This is a genomic window from Pseudalkalibacillus hwajinpoensis (assembly GCF_015234585.1).
GTDB classification, from domain to species: Bacteria; Bacillota; Bacilli; order Bacillales; family Guptibacillaceae; genus Guptibacillus; species Guptibacillus hwajinpoensis_B.
In genome coordinates this window covers 1293856-1312259 of sequence record NZ_JADFCM010000001.1, presented here as the reverse complement: position 1 = coordinate 1312259, position 18404 = coordinate 1293856, and the positions used below count along the sequence as shown (strand labels likewise).

The following is an 18404-nucleotide window of genomic DNA, read 5'->3' as shown; positions in this document are numbered from 1 at the left end:
GCTGCAGGCTGTTTTCTATTACTTAATCTTCCATTGTAGACAAATCGCCAGTTGGTAAATCCAGCTCCCACGCCTTTAATACGCGACGCATGATCTTACCACTTCTCGTTTTCGGAAGCTTATCTCTAAATTCGATTTCTCGAGGTGCTGCATGAGCTGCAAGTCCTTTTTTAACGAAATTTCTTATCTCTTCCATCAGCTCATCAGACGGTTCATGACCATCTCTAAGTGAAATAAAGGCTTTAATAATTTCACCTCGCACAGGATCCGGTTTCCCAATCACCCCAGCTTCAGCAACAGCACTATGTTCGACTAGTTTACTTTCAACTTCAAATGGACCAACTCTTTCACCCGAAGTCATAATAACATCATCGACTCGCCCCTGGAACCAGAAGTATCCGTCCTCATCTTTATAAGCTGAATCACCAGATACGTACCAGTCTCCTTTTAAGAAATAGCTTTCATATTTTTCAGGACGATTCCAAATCGCTCGCATCATTGATGGCCAGCCTTTTTTAATCGCAAGGTTCCCCATTCGATTAGCAGGAAGTTCATTTCCTTGATCATCTACGATTGCTGCGTGCACGCCTGGAATTGGTTTGCCCATTGATCCTGGCTTTATTTCCATTGATGGATAATTACTGATTAGCTGTGCTCCCGTTTCTGTCATCCACCAGTTATCATGAATTCTCCGTTCAAGAACTTTGTTACCCCATTTAATAACCTCAGGATTTAATGGCTCTCCTACGCTTAGTACATGACGTAAAGATGAAAGTTCGAATTTCTTAACGATCTCATCTCCCGCACCCATAAGCATACGAAATGCAGTAGGAGCACTATACCATACAGTTACTTCATATTTTTCGATCGTACCGTACCAATCTTCTGGACTAAAACGACCCCCACGAATGACGTTCGACGTTCCAGCAAGCCATGGAGCAAATATGCCATATGACGTCCCCGTTACCCAACCTGGATCAGCTGTACACCAGTAGACATCATCTTCTTTTAAGTCAAGTACCCATTTCGCCGTTTGGTAGTGTTGTATCATCGCATTATGAACATGAAGTACGCCTTTCGGCTTACCAGTTGAACCTGATGTGTAATGGAGAATCATACCATCTTCACGGTCAACCCATTCTATTTTAAGCTTCTTTTCTGCTGATTCAAAATGCTTATAAAAGTCTATATAAGGACCTTCTTCATTAACGTTATCTCCTACTAGCACAACACTTTCGAGATTGGGAAGCTCATCAACCGGAACGCGCTCAAGTAGCTCAGGTGTTGTAACAAGTACCTTTGCTTCACTATCCTCAAGACGATCCCTTACTGCACCTTCCATAAAGGCTTCAAAAAGTGGGCCAGCAATCGCACCTAACTTAAGCGTTCCGAGTAGAATGAAGTATAGCTCAGGAGATCTTGGCATGAAAATAAAGACCCTATCTCCTTTTTCGACATTCACTTTTTTTAGAACGTTACCTGCTTTGTTACTCATTGCTTTCATCTCACTGTACGTATACTTCTCATCTCGTGTTGGGTCAGAAAAATAAAGAGCTACTTTGTTTTTACGATCGGACTCAGCGTGCCTATCGATTGCTTCGTAGGCCATATTGACATTACCTGTCTCACTCCAGGTAAATGTTTTCTCCACGTCTTTCCAATCAAAATTCTCGTATGTAGCTTCATAATCCTGTAAATTATGATTACCCAATGTAGCAGAAAGCGGTTTCAATTCCATAAGTAATCTCCTCCTTCTCCTTCATGTCTTTCACTGATAGTATAACATAAATTCCTAATTTTTTAACAAATGACAAAACTTCAAAAAATAACATTGAAACCCCTTACATTTATCGTGTTTCATGTATAATAAGAACTGAGACCATTATTAAAAGGTGGTGACTAGATGGAACATCGTAAAACGTATAATGCAATCGAGAAGAACACCCCGCATGGAAAACTTATTATTGAAGGACCAATTACTCCAGATCGCCTGGCATCCTATCATTTACATAAGGACCTTGTCGCATTTCGCCCACCGGAACAACAGCATAAAGCACTGGTTGAAATAGCAGGTCTGCCTGAAGGCCGTATCATTGTGGCTAGAGAAAGAGAAACCATTGTAGGCTATGTCACATTTCTATATCCAGACCCACTTGAGCGTTGGTCAGAAGGCAATATGGAAGATTTAATTGAATTAGGAGCGATTGAAGTTATTCCAAAGTACCGTAATGCTAAAGTCGGCAAAAGCCTTCTCAAAACGTCATTTATGGACGATGCAATGAATGATTACATCGTGATAACTACCGAGTATTATTGGCATTGGGACCTTAAAGGAACAGGTTTATCAGTTTGGGATTATCGTAAAGTGATGGAGAAAATGATGAATGCAGGAGGTCTTGAGTGGTATGCAACGGATGATCCTGAAATAAGCTCTCATCCTGCAAATTGCTTAATGGCTAGAATTGGGACAAGAATTAACCAGGACTCTGTTCAAGCGTTTGATCGTCTGCGATTCCATAATCGCTTCATGTATTAAGATTGCAAAGGAGTGAGCCAAGTTGGTCATTGAAGAAATTATGAATCAAAATGTTTTTTCACTTGAAGAGAACCAAACCATTGCGGATGCCATTAAAATGATGAGAGAAAAAAACATTCGCCATCTCCCTATCGTAAATAGCGAAGGGGAGCTCACTGGCATTATATCAGATCGAGATATTAAAGATGCTAGTCCATCAATTCTTGACTCAAATCCAAACAAGGACGTGTTACAGTCTCCTCTTTCCTCTATTATGAAGAAAGACGTCATTACAGCTCACCCATTGGATTTTGTAGAAGAAATTTCTACGATCTTTTATGAGCAGCGCATTAGTTCGATTCCGATTGTTGAAAACCGAAAAGTAATCGGAATGGTTACTGAAACGGATATGTTACATACGTTAATCCTTTTGACAGGAGCACACCAGCCGAGTTCACATATTGAAGTACAGGTGGAAAATGTGTCAGGACAGTTGGCCGATATTACCCAAATCATTAAAAAGCGCAATGTTAACATTATTAGCGTTCTAGTCTACCCGTGTAGTCACAATGAAAAATTCAAAAATATCGTTTTTCGAATACAAACGATGAATCCCACTTCCGTTGTAAACGATATTAAAAATGAAGGTTATGAGGTTCTCTGGCCAAATATGCCGGGTGTTCAAAAATGAAGTGCGACTCCCTTTTTGTATATTCCTCAGACTATTTAAATTATAAATTCAGTGACGATCATCCTTTCAATCATATACGTGTTAAGCTCACACAGGACTTGCTTACCGAAATAAATGCTTTAAATGATCAAGAAGTGGTCCCTCCTCGGATTGCAACCGATAGTGAGATTGCTCTTATTCATGACCCAGCCTACATAGAAGCTGTAAAAAAAGCTAGTAAAGGAAACCTTGCATCCTCTGTTGCAGCTAACTACGGTCTTGGAACAGAAGATACGCCAATCTTTCCGAACATGCATGAAGCAAGTGCTCTTATTGTTGGGGGAACGCTGACTGCCGTTGATGCGGTTATGACAGGAAAGTCTGATCATGCTCTTAACATAGGCGGAGGACTCCATCACGGTTTCCGAGGTAAAGCATCAGGCTTTTGCATCTATAATGACAGTTCAATCGCCATTGAATACATGAAACAAAAATATGGTGCAAAGGTCCTTTATGTTGATACTGACGCCCATCACGGAGACGGTGTGCAGTGGGCTTTTTACGACGATCCTGATGTTTGCACACTATCTATCCATGAAACGGGACGCTATTTATTTCCTGGAACAGGAAATATTAATGAGAAAGGTCAAGGAAAAGGATATGGGTTTTCATTTAATATTCCGATTGACGCTTTTACAGAGGACGAGTCATTTCAGGAAGTGTACGAGGATTCGTTTCGAAAAGTAATTGATTTTTTTAAGCCTGATGTAATCCTAACTCAAAATGGTGCAGATGCTCATTATTATGATCCGTTAACACATCTCTCTGTTTCCATGAAAAGCTATGAATTCATTCCAAAACTAGCACACCAATTAGCTCATGAGTATTGTGATGGAAAATGGATTGCCGTTGGTGGGGGTGGTTACGATATCTGGCGTGTTGTACCACGCGCTTGGTCAAGAATTTGGTTAGAAATGAAAGGGCTATCAGCAACCGGCGCCCTGCCAAAACAATGGATCGAAAGGTGGGCCCCACTCTCACCACTTTCTCTTCCAGAGAATTGGCATGATAAAGCTGACTTGTATGAGCCCATTCCAAGGAAACAGGAAATCACAGAAAAAAACAAACTAACTTGCGAACGAGCGCTTTATCAAATTGTAAATTAATAAAAAAACGAGCCTAGGCTCGTTTTTTTAATCTTGATCATGAGTAGTTGAATTACGATGTTGCAAACGATGTGGTAAAACAACCGTTTGTTCTTCTACTGTTTCTTTATTCATTAGTTTTGTAAGAAGACGCATGGCAACAGCACCAATATCGTACATAGGTTGAACAACGGTTGAAAGCGTTGGTCGAACCATAGTTGCTAGTCTTGTGTTATCAAATCCAACGACCTCGAAATCTTCCGGAACGTTATAACCGTTGTCCTGTGCAGCGTGAATAACGCCTAGTGCCATTTCATCCGTACCTGCAAAGATAGCTGTTGGCTTCTCATCTAGTTCAAGAAAGCCTTCCATTGCTTCAATACCGGAGTCATAAGTATAGTCACCAATTGCAACGCAATCTTCATCGACTTTCATACCTGCATCCTCTAAAGCTGTTCGATAACCAAGAAACTTTTCTTCTCCGTTAATTGGATCTTCTAATGGACCACTAACAAGTCCAATTTTTTTATGATCTTTTTCAATAAAGCTAGTCACAAGCTCATATGCAGCTTTTTGATAATCAATGTTAACTGACGGAATCTCCTGGCCCTTTTCTAGTGTTGCTGCTAGAACGATCGGAACAGGTGAGCGCTTAAATTCTTCAACATGTTCTTCTGTAATTTTACCGCCCATAAACACAATTCCATCTACCTGTTTTCCAAGCATCGTGTTTAGAAGATGAATTTCTTTTTCTTTATTTTGATCTGAGTTACTCAAGATAATATTATATTTGTACATTGTAGCAATATCCTCAATACCGCGAGCAAGCTCAGCAAAGAAAATACTCGAAATATCAGGGATGATAACTCCGACAGTCGTCGTTTTTTTACTAGCAAGACCTCTTGCTACAGCATTGGGACGGTATCCAAGTCTTTCAATCGCCTCTAATACCTTTTTCCTTGTTGCAGGCTTAACATTAGGGTTGCCATTCACAACCCTTGATACAGTTGCCATTGATACTCCTGCTTCTTTCGCTACGTCATAAATCGTTGTATTCACGATGATCCTCCTTCATGCTCTTACGGACTTTAATTTATTTAATGATACGATACTATCCGTTTGACTGCAAACCAAAACCTATATCGACTAACACTAATAAACCACTATTAGCTGTGAAACACCTGCTATTATGATTATGTAGGTTATTTCACAATTAGATACTGTATTAAAGATAGCATATTTAGTCGCTTTATGCTTTATATAAGCGTAAATTTTCAAAGACTAAATCATAAATCTGTCGTATTTGCTTCCATCTTTATATATGATAACACTCTTACGTTCTTTTATTCCAATAGAACCCAAGCCACTTAGGAACATCAGGTTGAGGATTCATACATCATACACAGAAAAAAACCTTCTACTTATAAAGTAGAAGGCGCAGCTTTCGCTGGATTGAATAAACCACTTGCTTTTAGATCTTTAACAAATTGTTCGTATTGTGGAATATCTAACTGCTGAGCCGCATCGGAAAGAGCTACAGCTGGGTCTGGATGAACTTCCACCATGATACCGTCTGCTCCAATAGCTAGACCTGCTTTTGCTGCAGGGAATAGAAGATCTTTGCGTCCAGTTGAATGCGTTACGTCAACTAGAACTGGCAAATGAGTTTCCTGTTTAAGAATTGGAACTGCTGTAATATCCAACGTGTTTCTCGTTGCTTTTTCGTAAGTTCTAATTCCTCGCTCACAAAGCATTACTTGTGTATTACCGTTCGATACGATGTATTCTGCAGCATTAATGAATTCTTGAATTGTCGCAGATAAACCTCTTTTTAGAAGAACCGGCTTATCAACGGATCCTGCCGCTTTAAGTAACTCAAAGTTCTGCATGTTACGTGCTCCGATTTGAATTACATCAACGTACTTAACTGCTGTTTCAATATCTGCAGGGTTTACAATTTCGCTGACTACAGCTAGATCGTACTCATCAGCAACTTGTTTGAGAATCTTTAATCCTTCTTCTCCAAGACCCTGGAAGTCGTATGGCGATGTACGTGGTTTGAAAGCTCCACCACGAAGCATTTTAAATCCTTGCTTCTTAACAGCCCTCGCTACTTCAGCAACTTGCTCATAGCTTTCAACAGCACAAGGTCCTGAAATAAGAACTTGCCCGCCATCTCCGACTTTTTCGCCTTTAATATCAATAACCGTATTATCGGGTTGGCGTTTTCTTGAAACTAAAAGTGCCTTACGATGATCGTCTTCCTGTAACTCAAGGCTTGCCTTAAAAATTTCCTTGAATATATGTTGAAGAGTGGAATTATCAAAAGGCCCACCATTTTTCTCTGCAAGCAAATCAAGCATCTTACGTTCTCGAACAGGGTCAAAACGATTAATCCCCTGTGCTTTCTTTACTCTACCTATCTCTTTCGCCACTTCAGCACGCTCATTAATTAAATCAAGCAGCTGCAGGTTAATCTCGTCTAATTTCTCTCTCAACTCATCAATTTGGATATTAGCCATAATATCTCCACTCCTATCTGTTTAAGTGATTAGGGTCATTATATACGATGAAAAATAAAATGTCACTACTTTTCTTTTAATTCTTAAACGCTTTTAAGCATTAAACCATGTCAGTAAAAGAAAAACGGCTTTATAAAGCCGTTTATTTTAAATATTTTTTCGCAGCATCTGATAACGAGGTATTAGTGATTCTCCAATGTGAATCATTCCATACAACCTCATTTTCATTAAACACTAGCGCTTGTGGCGACTGATGCTTTACTCCATATGAGTCAGCAATTTCAGTTGATAAAGGACGTGATTCCTGCACGTTCAAATAATACACGTCTTCTGACACACCCTCGGAAAACTTCTGAAATTCTTCAAAAGCTTGAGCACTTATTGGGCAAGTTGTACTATTTTTAAATAATAGAAATTGATTATTAGCTTCCTTGATGCGTTTGAAATCTTCTGATGTAGTTATTTTTGTAATGGCCATAAGTTTATCCCCCTTCAAATTACTATAAATTCATTATAAAGAAGTTTACAGGAAATGAAAAAGAAGAAGCATTATGCTTCTTCTTTTTCATTTCTATATAACAAATTAGGACTTAGTAGGATTCTCCATTGAAGCTGGTTCTTCTTCAGAGAAATGATCGCTAAGATCCTGTTGGAAGCTCTCAACGTCAGCATCTGCCTGAGTATGCAGATCACTATTTTCTTCTGTTTCAAGATTACGATCTTTAATCTTTGAAACAATGTTATTCGATTGATCCGATACTTGCTTGTAAATTGTTGAAGATTTTTCTTTAGCACGGTTAGCAAAATCTGTGCTACGTTCTACTGCAGAATCACGGAATTGAGAAGTCTTTTCCTTCACTGCTCCAGCTTGTTGATTTAGATCACTTCTAAGTTCTTTACCTGATTTAGGTGCTGAAAGTAGTGCAGCTGCTGCTCCAACGATACCACCAATAAGTGAACCAATGATAAAATCTTTTGTGTTAATGTTGTTATCCGACATATAAATACCTCCTATTATTTTGAATCAACGTACTGATCTGTGGCTTTCTTCTTAACTTGCCATTTTTGCCATATTTGCATGGCAGCATTTCCCCACTGAACGACTTTTGTAACTTGTTCAGATTGACGCTCTGCCTCATCTGTTACTTTTCCAGAAATATTTCTTAATGAATGATTCATCTTTCCAAGTGATGTTCCAACTTCTTTTACTTGTACAAAAACAGTATCCAGAGCTTCAGATTTCCCCTGAATGTCTTCTGCAAGCAAATTAGTCTTATGTAACAGTGCAGTAGTTTCAGTTGTTAAACCATTCATTTGTTTTTCAAGGCTATCAAGTGTTTTCGCCGTATTACTCAGCGTATCCTTCAAGGATTTGAGAGTTTGGGCTACGAAATAAACAAGAACTGCAAATGCAATCGCAATAATAGCTACACTTAAATACAAAATAATCTCCATGTGCTGGCACCTCCCTTTTCTGAATCTCTTCCCTTCATTCCTCTTTCGTAAACACAAGTTTGTCATTTCACATACGAACGAAAAATGAGTCTACTTTACTACCCTACACCATAATTAATTCGTTACAAGTTTCATTATTCCTTTTTTAATTTTTTTTATAACACATTCTCATTCTTCTCTATCAGGAGAATAGTAAAAAAAAGAAGGCTCAAGGAGCCTTCTCGCTTAAATAGACGCTTTTTCGGTCTCATATGCTTCTTGATATTTCTGAATATCACCGGCTCCCATGAAAAGAAGTACTCCTTTATCATGGTCATTAAGCTGCTGAATGGAATCTTCAGAGATCATGTGAGCATTAGGGATTTTTTCAATCAGTTGATCAATCGATAACTGACCTGCATCTTCCCGTGCCGATCCAAAGATGTCGCATAAGTAAACAACATCTGCTTCTTTTAACACATCTGCAAATTCATTTAGGAACGTCTTTGTTCTTGTAAATGTGTGAGGTTGGAAAATGGCCACAACTTCACGATTTGGATACTTCTGATGTGCTGATTCTATAGTTGCTTTAATTTCAGTTGGATGATGCGCATAATCGTCAATTAGTACCTGGTTATCAACGACTTTTTCTGTAAATCTACGCTTAACTCCTTTGAAGTTTGCAAGTTGAGCAGCTACTGCATCTCCTGAAAGATTTTCATAGTGACAAAGAGCAACCACAGATAAAGCATTCAGCACATTGTGTTTCCCGTACATCGGAATCTGGAATGTACGATAGTAATCATCACGAACATGAACATCAAATGTTGTCCCATGTTCATCAATTTTAATATTGGTTGCCTGAAAATCGTTTTGATCATCAAAGCCGTAGAATACGACTGGTACTTTTGTTTGGATTTGCTGAAGGTAAGAATCATCACCATAAGCAATAATACCCTTCTTCACAAGCATTGCCATTTCCTGAAATGCCGAAAAGACATCATCAACATCTGAAAAATAATCTGGGTGATCAAAATCGATGTTTGTCATAATCGCATAATCAGGCTGGTAAGATAAAAAGTGACGACGGTATTCACATGCTTCAAACACAAAATACTGACTGTCCTTTACGCCTTTACCAGTACCATCTCCGATAAGATACGATGTCGGTTCTGCTGCCCCAACAACATGAGACAACAAACCAGTTGTTGATGTTTTACCATGAGAGCCTGTTACAGCAATACTAGTGAATTTTTGAATAAAATCTCCAAGGAATTTATGGTAGCGATAAACAGGAAGGTTCATTTCTCTTGCTCGCACTAACTCTTCATGCTGATCATCAAATGCATTGCCGGCGATAATAATCATATCTTCTTTAATATTTTCTTCTCCAAATGGAAGAATAGTAATACCTTTTTGTTCAAGAGCCTCCTGTGTAAAGAAACGTTTCTCTACGTCTGAACCCTGTACACTGTATCCTATGTCGCTAAGGATTTGTGCTAAAGCGCTCATCCCGGATCCCTTAATGCCAACAAAGTGATATATAGTCATTTCAGAACCTCCACACTTTCATTTCTTCTCCGCGTAACCTTTTTTAGTATATGATGTCATTACAAGTATGCGCTGCTTTTCTTTTCAATACTACATTATAGCAGAAAAAGAGACAGGTCTCCAATATAATTCATCAAAGTAATTTGGCACTACGGGCGCAAAAAAGACAGGATTTTGTTCCTGTCTTTTTTGCTTATTCAACACGCTCTAAACGCGGGTTGTGTCGATATTTTCTGCCTGCTTTAGCTTCTGCTTCATCATCAAGAATGACATTATCTCCTGTAAATCCAATGTCTACTTTAAGCAAACTACTTCCAACACCATAAATATCAACAGGAACGTTTTGAGATTCAAACGTTCGAATTCTTTCTTCCGTAAAACCGCCGCTTACTACAATTTTTACATGCTCGAAGCCTTCTTTATCAAGGGCATCTCTAAGTGCAAAAATCAGTTCTGCATTAACCCCTCTTGGATCGAACGTCCCTAGAACATCAGGATTACGCCAAAAATACTGATCAACCATCGTACGAGAGGTATCAACTCGAACACCCTTCAAGGTCTTGCCAAATTCCCTTGCTACACGTAATGAATCCGTAATAACATCATTATTGTAATCAACAAGAGAAATCAATTCATCTTCAGGGTATTTCGCATAATAAGCTTTTGATGCTTCAACAACATCACCTTTAAAAAGTTGAATTAAGGCATGGGGCATAGTTCCCATTCCTCTTTTGCCCCACCATTCATTCATCGCATGGGTTGCCTGTGCAGTAGAGCCCCCAATATGAGAAGCATACCCGTCACCCGCTTGTTGAGTATAATGATCATCACGATCGCCCATGAAAATAACCGGTTTTTGGATACCTGATGATCGTGCTGCTTTCACTACATGATAAACATTCGTCGCGACGGATGTTCTTCTGCCCAGAATACCATCAATAATTCCTTCGAGAAAACCGAAGTTTTGATATGGCCCTTTAATTTTCAAAACCGTTTCAAATGGAGAGATTTTATCCCCATCCTTTAGCGACTCTATTTCAAGCGATTCAGGGTCCTTCGCAAAGGTTTTTATGAGTGCAATTGCTTCATCTGAACCACAAAGAACGGCATCATGTTTTTGAAAGAACTGCATTGTCACAATATTGTCCGGCTTGAACTCTTCCACAATTTCGCATGTCTTTAGGAAGTAAACAGCTGAAAACCAGCCTTCGCCTACACGCTCATCAAATTTAAAGGTTCGGTTCGTAAGCCTTTTTATTTTGCCTTGCATTTTAAGTTCAATTTCCTTCATAATGGGGCTCCTTCAAGTAGTTTCGTCATTCGAATGTGAGCTCTCTATGTTCAACCATTCACTTATCTGACTATAATTTAACATTAGCTTAACACTACTTATCATATAGAACCTGGCTCTATAAAACAAGTAGAAAAGATATGCACTATACGTGCATATCTTTTAGGAATGTTTCTTCAAAATCAGCTTTCGTCATTAAAATACTTCTAGGCTTGCTTCCCATAGCTTCAGATACTAATCCACGTTCTTCCATCATTTCAATTAGTCTTGCCGCTCGATTGAATCCTATTCGGAAACGACGTTGCAGTGCAGAAGAAGAAGCCTGACCTTGTTCAAGTGCCCACATGCACGCTTCCTCAAACAATTCATCTTCCTGATCATCGTACTGCTGCTTCTTCATTAAATCTTCTTTTTTGATCAAATAATTCGGCTTCCGCTGCTTACGTACGTAGGATGTCACTCGCTCAATTTCTTCGTCCGAAACAAAATTACCTTGCAATCGAACTGGTTTCGAGGATCCATTCTCCAAACAAAGCATATCGCCTTTTCCTAGAAGCTTCTCAGCGCCACTTGTATCAAGGATTGTTCTAGAATCAATTTGCGAAGATACAGAGAAAGCAATACGTGTAGGGATGTTCGCTTTAATAAGCCCTGTAATTACATCAACTGACGGTCTTTGCGTTGCCACTAGTAGATGAATCCCACAAGCTCTTGCTTTCTGTGCAATTCGACAAATCGCATCCTCAACGTCCTGTGGTGAAACCATCATTAGATCAGCGAGTTCATCAATCACAATGACAATGTATGGTAGTTTGTGCTGAGGTTCTCCGTGGTTTATCGCTCGCTCGTTATATCGCTTGATATCTCGAACACCAGCTGCCGCAAATTTCTCATAACGCTCTTCCATTTCATCCACTGCCCACTTTAAAGCAGTAGTAGCTTCTTTCACATCATTAATAACTGGTGTGACTAGATGTGGCAGGCCATTATATGGTGCAAGTTCTACCATTTTAGGATCAATTAACATCATCTTTACATCATTAGGATTTGCTTTAAGCAATAAGCTCACTAAGATCGAATTGATACATACACTCTTACCAGACCCTGTAGCACCCGCAATAAGACCATGAGGCATTTTTTGAATATCAGTTATTTTTGCTTCCCCAGCAATGTCAAAACCGAGCGCCGCATTTAATAGTGAACCTTCAGATTGGAATGCTCCACTTCGAACAATCTCCCGAATAAATACAGGCTTACTCGTAGGGTTTGGCACTTCAATTCCTATTGCATTCTTTCCAGGTATCGGTGCTTCCATTCTTATGTCTCTAGCTGCTAGACTTAATTTAATGTCATCACTTAAATTCGTAATCTTATTCACCTTAACTCCTGGACTTGGCTGCACTTCGAAACGGGTAACCGTCGGCCCCATTGTTGCCCCTACTACCTTAGCCTGTACATTAAAGTTTGAAAGGGTTAGCTCCAATAGTTCCCTTTGCTCTTCAAGCCACTGCTCGTCATTACCTTCATTGCGAGGAGGGATATCAAGAAGTGAAATAGGAGGAAGTTTATATTCTGCTCCACTGCCTGGTTTTTTTGTTAAATGACGTCGGTCATTCGCAAGCATCATTACATTGTAAGGAACCTGCGGCTTTGGTCGAGCGGAATCCCGTCCGGATTGTTCTTGAACATTTTTCTCCTTATGTTCAAGATGTTGAGACGACTCCTCAATTGTTTCTTCTATTTGTTCTCGCTGAAACTGCTGTTCTACTTCGAGTTGATTAGATGGTTCTGGTTCTGGTTCTGGTTCTGGTTCTGGTTCTGGTTCTGGTTCTGGTTCTGGTTCTGGTTCTGGTTCTGGTTCTGGTTCTGGTTCTGGTTCTGGTTCTGGTTCTGGTTCTGGTTCTGGTGATTCTTCAATAGCTGTTTGTTCCTCATTTTGATGCTCAACAATAAAATCTTCATCTGAAATGATAAAGTCCTCTTCCATATCATCTGTCACTTCATAATCAGCAGTCCACTCTGATTTCTCTTCGTTTTCCTCTTCTAACATCTCGTTCTTTTGAAGGTCGTTTGTTTCTTCTAATGTTACATCTTCAGTGAGAGTTTCTATTTGCTCCCACTGTTTCTCAGGCTGACTGATTTCCAAATCGGCTTCACTAGATTGCTCACTCTCTTTTTCTGTCTCAAGAGGTAAGGAAGCATCGCTTTTAACTTCAAAGTTGTTCTTATCAGAAATGAAGACCTCTCTATTGTCTTCTCTTTCTTCTTCATTAACAATTGCATTGTTTGTCGTTTCTTCTTTCACACTAACGGCTTCAGTCTCTTGCTGATCGACACCTTGAGTAACTTGATCTGAATCCGTCAGTATGCCGTTCCCTTCGCTTAGTGAATAAGGTTCAGGTTCCTGGATAAGTTTTTCAATTACGTCACTTTTATCGAGTGATGTATATCGATTGTTTGGATGCGATTTTTTTACTTCTTCTTCCATTTTTTCAGTAACAGGACGTTTGCTAAAACCATAAATAGGTGATGGGATTTGAGATGGTTTGAAATTCACACCTGAGAACTTTTTATTTGTTACTGAACCGTTGTTTTCTGAAAGCCCATCCCTCGTCGTTTTGCTGGAGGCGCCATCTTTCTTCGGAGAAGTGATGCTCTGATTACGATTCTCAGCCTTAGGTTTTTTCGTAGGAATCTGTTCACTTTGATGGCGTTGGACTTCTTTTCTCCCTTCTTTATTCTTTTGGTTATTTGAATGATCCGGAATAAGAGGGAATCGAAAGTTCCCTTCTCTTGGGTATTGGTGAACAATCCTTGCTTCATTCTTCCGATTCGCATTTTCCATCCGCCCAATGGAGTGTTTTCGATCAGGTCGGTCTTTTAACGATTTTGTTTCTTTAACATCTGTTTCCTTTCTTTGAGGTTCTTCTTCCTCATCAAGGTCAAATAATTTATTCCACGCTTTTTTTATCCAATTATTATCCAACTACTATCACCTTTTCTAATTAAGCCCTTTTAGGTCGATTTATTCTTCTATTTTATCGGAAACTCCCCTATCATTGTAAGGCTGTTTCTAAAATCTTTCGTAAAAAAAACAGGTTCTTCGTCTAAAACCGCAAAAATAGGTTCAATATTCCTTATTCCCAATTTTATAGAAAGAAAAAACCTACTAGAAAAATTTCTAGTAGGCCTTAAATTCCGTACCAATTTCATGATCCTCTGGAAGGACCAGAATCCCTTTCTCCTGAGGAGCATCTGGTAGTGCAAGTTCTTTTGCTGAGCAAATCATTCCAGTTGATTCAATTCCTCGCAAGCTCGCATCCTTTATGATCATACCAGAAGGCATGACGGCTCCAACCTTCGCAACGACCACCTTTTGCCCTTTGTCGACGTTTGGAGCACCACAAACGATTTGGAGCTTTTCTTGTCCTACGTTCACCTGACAAATATTTAATTTATCAGCATTCGGATGCTTTTCCATTTCCTCGACATAACCCACAACAAACTTAGGGGAAGCATCGTACACAAGTTCATCATCAAATCCGTTAGCTTGGATGGCCCGATTGACAGCATTAACAAGCTCTTCGCTTTCCTCAACGACACCTGAGCTTGTTAACTCCTGGATTTGTGAAAAATGAAATAGATTATAGCCAATAGTTTTATTCGTTTCTTTACTATAAATACGTGCAATATTCTCTTTGCGCTGAACTGCTTTATCTTCTCGTTCAGTACTTCCTAAAGTAACGATTAGAGTATCTCCAACGCCTTCTTTATTGTAAAACATGTTCATTGTCCATGTACTCCTTTTATCAAACAGTTATTTTTTCGGTTTGTTTTTCGCCATAATAAATACCGGCTCTAATTTTCCATCTTCATACATAAAGGGAAGTCCAGTTACTGGTACGAGTCCACTAGAAAAGAAATGCATGGTCAACTGTGCAAGTGCATCATAACCTTGCTCATTCTCAATATCAGCAAAAATCAGGACATCTTGATGAGGAACAGCTACCGCTAATTCACCCTTCGCACTCTTCGCCATGCGTTCCAATAATGAATCATTAAGAATTCTACTTGCGTCATAGCCGTCGTTTGTATTCAAGAAATAAAATGTATTTCCTGCAACCGTATCTGCTTTCACTTCAGTAGATAACCCTCTTAAATTGAACAATGACACTTCATGCAAGGCTTCTTTCGTCCAATTTTCCTTCTTTAACCATTCCTCATCAATCAAGCGATAAGAATGACCAAGATCAAGTGCATAGTAGATTCTTGTCTCCGCCGTATGTTCTTCGAAAACAAATGGAACGCCAGCTTCCGTTTCTGAAGCAAACGACCCCGAGCGAATGACTGGAAAGATGCGGTTTTCTTTACCATTAAGTTTTTGCTTCTCTCTCATTACTTTTAACGTTTCTTCTACATGATGAACGACTTCATCTAGTATCTTTTCGCCTCGCTCTTCATACTTAGCAGACAATCCCTTTAATCCAAGACTAATTCCTTTACCTGTTGAACTATCCTCTACCCTAAGTTTTTCTTCCTTTTGATTGTATGTAAGCTCACGGTCTTCTTGTTGAAGACGTTTTTCGAGCAATTTCTTCAATTCTTTTGGTTCCATATTTTCACCACCTATAATTGAGATGTTCTTTTATCATACCATGAAATAAACCAATACAAAAACAAAGCTATGCCACGCATAGCTTTGTACGAAATTACTTAACTTCTGTAAGAAATTCCTCAATTTCTTCCTTGCTTTTTCTCATCTTACTTACAAATCTTCCTGTCTCTTCACCTTCATTAAAGGCTACAAAACTTGGAATGCCAAAAACATCCATTTCTTGGCAAAGTTCAATATGATCATCACGATCAACGTAATAGAAATCTAGCTCAGAGTACTTCTCTTCTAAATCTGGAAGAAACGGATCGATAACGCGACAATCAGGGCACCAATCTGCGGAAAATAACAAAACCGATTTCCCTTCTTTAATTGCTTGTAAATATTCTTCATGAGTGGCAAATTTCTTCATGATAAACCTCCTAGTACTAATCGGTATTAATTTTCATATCTCCTGGACGAATGAGTCCTTTTTTTCTCATTACCTCGGATATTAGCAGACTTATAATAGCTGGTCCAATAAAATGCAATAGAAGAATAGCTGTCCAAATATTTCCTCCGGCACCCATAACGTTCAATGTCATGATTTGTCCAACAAAGCCGCTCGTCCCCATACCGGCACCTGAAGGGTTGTTTAACATCGTCAGCCAACCGCTGCCAATCGGGGCAAGAATAGCGCCAGCTAGCGTAGGTGGAAGAAGAATCCATGGGTTTCGAACAATATTCCCAACTTGTAACATAGAAGTACCAATTCCTTGAGCAATGACGCCCCCTACCCCATTCTCTCGGTAGCTACTTACAGCAAAACCAACCATTTGAGCTGCACAACCAACTGTAGCTGCTCCTGCAGCAATGCCTTCTAATCCTAGCATGATTGCAATGGCCGCACTAGAAATCGGCGCCGTAAGAGCTAGTCCCATAAGCACAGCTACTATAATTCCCATAATTATCGGGCGTTGCTCTGTCGCCCACATAATGAGTGAACCAAAATTAGTCAGTAATGTTTGAATGCCAGGTCCGATAAGAGCTGCCGTTCCATAACCTGCAAAAATAGTGATTAGTGGCGTCACGATAATATCTAACTTAGTTGACTTCGAAACAAGTTTGCCCGCTTCCGCCGCGATAATCGCTGCAGCGTAACTACCTGCTGGACCGCCAAGCTCAGCACCCGCTGCACCCGCTAGAAGCGACGCAAATAAGACAAGAGGAGGCGCTTGTAGACCATACGCTACGGCGACACCAATTGCTGGTCCCATTAAACTCATCGCAAGCTCACCAATAGGAACAAGAAATGATAACGATGAGATTTGCCCTCCAATCGTTTTCAGTATCAAGCCAATAATTAACGACGAAAATAGACCAAGAGCCATGTAGCTTAGAGCTGTAATAAAATAGACTCGTGGTGATAGAGTTACGCCTTTCCTTTGCAAAAATCCGTTCATTACTTTCTCCTTCCAGACCGATGATCCTTACTTAGTATACACAAATTTCTTATTTACCACGTTTGATTAAGGTTTCAGAACTAACGGGTATCTTCATTTTTCCTTATTCAAACAGAAATAGTAATTTAACCTTCTACTATCGAGAAAGGTTTTACTCGTTCACTTTACTGGGAATATATGAAAAAGCCATGCTACAATAATACCGGTATCAAATTAAAGGAGGACTACAAATGGACTTAACTGTTTATCTTGCTGGACAAATTCACGATAACTGGAGAAATGAATTAAAAGAAAAAGCAATCAAACTGGAATTACCTATTCACTTCGTAGGACCCATGGAAAATCATGAGCGTTCTGACGCCATTGGCGAAGAAATTAAAGGCAATCAGCCTAATGCTATTATGAAGGATGAAGCAGCTTCAGAGATCAATAACCTCAGAACTCAGGTTCTTCTTGAAAAATCAGATGTTGTCCTCGCACTATTTGGTGAAAGTTACAAACAATGGAACAGTGCAATGGATGCTGCTACAGCTATCACCCTTGGCAAACCACTTATTCTAGTTCGCCCTGAATCATTGCACCATCCTTTAAAGGAGCTATCGAACAAAGCTCAAGTTACAGTGGAAAATACTGATCAGGCACTAAAAGCCCTGTCCTATATTTTAGAAACAAATTAACGAATCATCAGCTGATATTGACCGACCAGTAAAGAAACTAGTTGTTCATACATGTCAGTTCTTGTAACGGCGCAATTGGTAAAAACACCAATGGCGCCTTCTTTTTTGCTAACATCGACTCGTCTCGCATAATCTGAAATGACAGGACCTAATTCCTCCCCTTGTTCTAACTTCTTCTTAATTTCTTCAGGAAGTGGAAATCTTGCACCACCGGCTACTACTTCATTCCCTATCTTATCTACAAGTGCTCCCCAATTACAAACGTATAAGTGCTCCCCTACCATCTGTACTCCACCTTCAAGACCTATACCAATTGTCGAATGCCCTTTTTCCATTGCAGCTATTGCTCTTTGTTTAGCACCAAGAAGTGTTTCTTCATCACCCCAAGGCTGCTCAGCGACACCTGACTCAACGCTCACCCCCACTACTTCACCTTTAAAGTGAGCTTTGACTGCATTAACTTTCACAGGATTTGTCGACCCGATTGCAACTTTATCCATACATCTTCCCTCCACCATTTTTTAAAAGATCTCATAAGAAAAGGA

The 18404-nt window shown here is 39.5% G+C and carries 18 protein-coding genes; 4 read left to right on the top strand and 14 right to left on the bottom strand.

From position 1 onward, the window contains the following. Nucleotides 1-22: 22 nt before the first annotated feature. Nucleotides 23-1738: an acetate--CoA ligase gene (gene acsA, locus IQ283_RS06295; protein WP_194219254.1), complete on the bottom strand. Its 1716-nt coding sequence runs from the start codon at nucleotides 1736-1738 to the stop codon at nucleotides 23-25. A gap of 165 nt (nucleotides 1739-1903) precedes the next feature. Between acsA and IQ283_RS06290 the strand changes: the two genes are divergently transcribed. The 3 genes from IQ283_RS06290 to IQ283_RS06280 are packed head-to-tail and all read left to right on the top strand — an operon-like array spanning nucleotide 1904 to nucleotide 4351. Further along, nucleotides 1904-2536 (top strand): GNAT family N-acetyltransferase, encoded by a 633-nt coding sequence (locus tag IQ283_RS06290; protein ID WP_194219253.1) that lies wholly within the window; start codon nucleotides 1904-1906, stop codon nucleotides 2534-2536. A gap of 22 nt (nucleotides 2537-2558) precedes the next feature. Continuing rightward, nucleotides 2559-3206 (top strand): acetoin utilization AcuB family protein, encoded by a 648-nt coding sequence (locus IQ283_RS06285; RefSeq protein WP_194219252.1) that lies wholly within the window; start codon nucleotides 2559-2561, stop codon nucleotides 3204-3206. Then, nucleotides 3203-4351, top strand: coding sequence for an acetoin utilization protein AcuC (locus tag IQ283_RS06280; protein ID WP_194219251.1), 1149 nt, complete (start codon nucleotides 3203-3205; stop codon nucleotides 4349-4351). The genes IQ283_RS06285 and IQ283_RS06280 overlap by 4 nt, the downstream gene beginning before the upstream one ends. A 27-nt stretch (nucleotides 4352-4378) precedes the next feature. On the opposite strand, the gene ccpA is transcribed toward IQ283_RS06280, so the two are convergent. From ccpA to IQ283_RS06220, 12 genes are all read right to left on the bottom strand, one after another. Then, nucleotides 4379-5389, bottom strand: a complete 1011-nt coding sequence (gene ccpA / locus IQ283_RS06275; protein ID WP_194219250.1) for a catabolite control protein A — start codon at nucleotides 5387-5389, stop codon at nucleotides 4379-4381. Between the two features lie 362 nt (nucleotides 5390-5751). Beyond that, nucleotides 5752-6852, bottom strand: coding sequence for a bifunctional 3-deoxy-7-phosphoheptulonate synthase/chorismate mutase (locus IQ283_RS06270; RefSeq protein WP_194219249.1), 1101 nt, complete (start codon nucleotides 6850-6852; stop codon nucleotides 5752-5754). Between the two features lie 142 nt (nucleotides 6853-6994). Continuing rightward, nucleotides 6995-7330: a bacillithiol system redox-active protein YtxJ gene (gene ytxJ / locus IQ283_RS06265; protein WP_194219248.1), complete on the bottom strand. Its 336-nt coding sequence runs from the start codon at nucleotides 7328-7330 to the stop codon at nucleotides 6995-6997. Between the two features lie 105 nt (nucleotides 7331-7435). Next, nucleotides 7436-7852: a YtxH domain-containing protein gene (locus tag IQ283_RS06260; RefSeq protein WP_194219247.1), complete on the bottom strand. Its 417-nt coding sequence runs from the start codon at nucleotides 7850-7852 to the stop codon at nucleotides 7436-7438. A 14-nt stretch (nucleotides 7853-7866) separates the two neighbouring features. After that, nucleotides 7867-8307: a DUF948 domain-containing protein gene (locus IQ283_RS06255; RefSeq protein WP_194219246.1), complete on the bottom strand. Its 441-nt coding sequence runs from the start codon at nucleotides 8305-8307 to the stop codon at nucleotides 7867-7869. 225 nt (nucleotides 8308-8532) lie between these two features. Continuing rightward, nucleotides 8533-9837 carry a UDP-N-acetylmuramate--L-alanine ligase gene (murC, locus tag IQ283_RS06250; protein WP_194219245.1) on the bottom strand — a complete coding sequence of 435 codons (1305 nt, stop codon included), beginning with the start codon at nucleotides 9835-9837 and terminating at the stop codon, nucleotides 8533-8535. Between the two features lie 193 nt (nucleotides 9838-10030). Beyond that, on the bottom strand, nucleotides 10031-11128 hold the full coding sequence (locus IQ283_RS06245) for a nicotinate phosphoribosyltransferase (protein ID WP_194219244.1): 1098 nt from the start codon (nucleotides 11126-11128) through the stop codon (nucleotides 10031-10033). A 145-nt stretch (nucleotides 11129-11273) separates the two neighbouring features. Then, the gene (locus IQ283_RS06240; RefSeq protein WP_242057261.1) at nucleotides 11274-14114 is read right to left on the bottom strand and encodes a DNA translocase FtsK; all 2841 of its coding nucleotides are present in this window, start codon (nucleotides 14112-14114) and stop codon (nucleotides 11274-11276) included. A 195-nt stretch (nucleotides 14115-14309) separates the two neighbouring features. Next, nucleotides 14310-14918 (bottom strand): YtpR family tRNA-binding protein, encoded by a 609-nt coding sequence (ytpR, locus tag IQ283_RS06235; RefSeq protein WP_194219243.1) that lies wholly within the window; start codon nucleotides 14916-14918, stop codon nucleotides 14310-14312. Between the two features lie 27 nt (nucleotides 14919-14945). Then, entirely contained in the window at nucleotides 14946-15743 is a 798-nt protein-coding gene (locus IQ283_RS06230; RefSeq protein ID WP_194219242.1) for a DUF1444 domain-containing protein, read from the bottom strand. A gap of 94 nt (nucleotides 15744-15837) precedes the next feature. Continuing rightward, nucleotides 15838-16152: a thioredoxin family protein gene (locus tag IQ283_RS06225; RefSeq protein ID WP_194219241.1), complete on the bottom strand. Its 315-nt coding sequence runs from the start codon at nucleotides 16150-16152 to the stop codon at nucleotides 15838-15840. 16 nt (nucleotides 16153-16168) lie between these two features. Further along, on the bottom strand, nucleotides 16169-17182 hold the full coding sequence (locus IQ283_RS06220) for a PTS transporter subunit IIC (RefSeq protein ID WP_194219240.1): 1014 nt from the start codon (nucleotides 17180-17182) through the stop codon (nucleotides 16169-16171). Between the two features lie 230 nt (nucleotides 17183-17412). Here IQ283_RS06220 and IQ283_RS06215 point away from each other — a divergent pair, with 230 nt between their 5' ends. Next, nucleotides 17413-17859, top strand: a complete 447-nt coding sequence (locus tag IQ283_RS06215; protein ID WP_194219239.1) for a YtoQ family protein — start codon at nucleotides 17413-17415, stop codon at nucleotides 17857-17859. On the opposite strand, the gene IQ283_RS06210 is transcribed toward IQ283_RS06215, so the two are convergent. Continuing rightward, nucleotides 17856-18359, bottom strand: a complete 504-nt coding sequence (locus IQ283_RS06210; protein ID WP_194219238.1) for a DUF84 family protein — start codon at nucleotides 18357-18359, stop codon at nucleotides 17856-17858. The genes IQ283_RS06215 and IQ283_RS06210 overlap by 4 nt on opposite strands. Between the last annotated feature and the right edge of the window lie 45 nt (nucleotides 18360-18404).

Coding starts and splice junctions, on each gene's coding strand:
- acsA (WP_194219254.1), bottom strand. CDS start 1,738: ATGGAATTGAAACCGCTTTCTGCTACATTGGGTAATCATAATTTACAG.
- IQ283_RS06290 (WP_194219253.1), top strand. CDS start 1,904: ATGGAACATCGTAAAACGTATAATGCAATCGAGAAGAACACCCCGCAT.
- IQ283_RS06280 (WP_194219251.1), top strand. CDS start 3,203: ATGAAGTGCGACTCCCTTTTTGTATATTCCTCAGACTATTTAAATTAT.
- IQ283_RS06270 (WP_194219249.1), bottom strand. CDS start 6,852: ATGGCTAATATCCAAATTGATGAGTTGAGAGAGAAATTAGACGAGATT.
- ytxJ (WP_194219248.1), bottom strand. CDS start 7,330: ATGGCCATTACAAAAATAACTACATCAGAAGATTTCAAACGCATCAAG.
- IQ283_RS06260 (WP_194219247.1), bottom strand. CDS start 7,852: ATGTCGGATAACAACATTAACACAAAAGATTTTATCATTGGTTCACTT.
- IQ283_RS06255 (WP_194219246.1), bottom strand. CDS start 8,307: ATGGAGATTATTTTGTATTTAAGTGTAGCTATTATTGCGATTGCATTT.
- murC (WP_194219245.1), bottom strand. CDS start 9,837: ATGACTATATATCACTTTGTTGGCATTAAGGGATCCGGGATGAGCGCT.
- IQ283_RS06245 (WP_194219244.1), bottom strand. CDS start 11,128: ATGAAGGAAATTGAACTTAAAATGCAAGGCAAAATAAAAAGGCTTACG.
- ytpR (WP_194219243.1), bottom strand. CDS start 14,918: ATGAACATGTTTTACAATAAAGAAGGCGTTGGAGATACTCTAATCGTT.
- IQ283_RS06230 (WP_194219242.1), bottom strand. CDS start 15,743: ATGGAACCAAAAGAATTGAAGAAATTGCTCGAAAAACGTCTTCAACAA.
- IQ283_RS06225 (WP_194219241.1), bottom strand. CDS start 16,152: ATGAAGAAATTTGCCACTCATGAAGAATATTTACAAGCAATTAAAGAA.
- IQ283_RS06220 (WP_194219240.1), bottom strand. CDS start 17,182: ATGAACGGATTTTTGCAAAGGAAAGGCGTAACTCTATCACCACGAGTC.
- IQ283_RS06215 (WP_194219239.1), top strand. CDS start 17,413: ATGGACTTAACTGTTTATCTTGCTGGACAAATTCACGATAACTGGAGA.
- IQ283_RS06210 (WP_194219238.1), bottom strand. CDS start 18,359: ATGGATAAAGTTGCAATCGGGTCGACAAATCCTGTGAAAGTTAATGCA.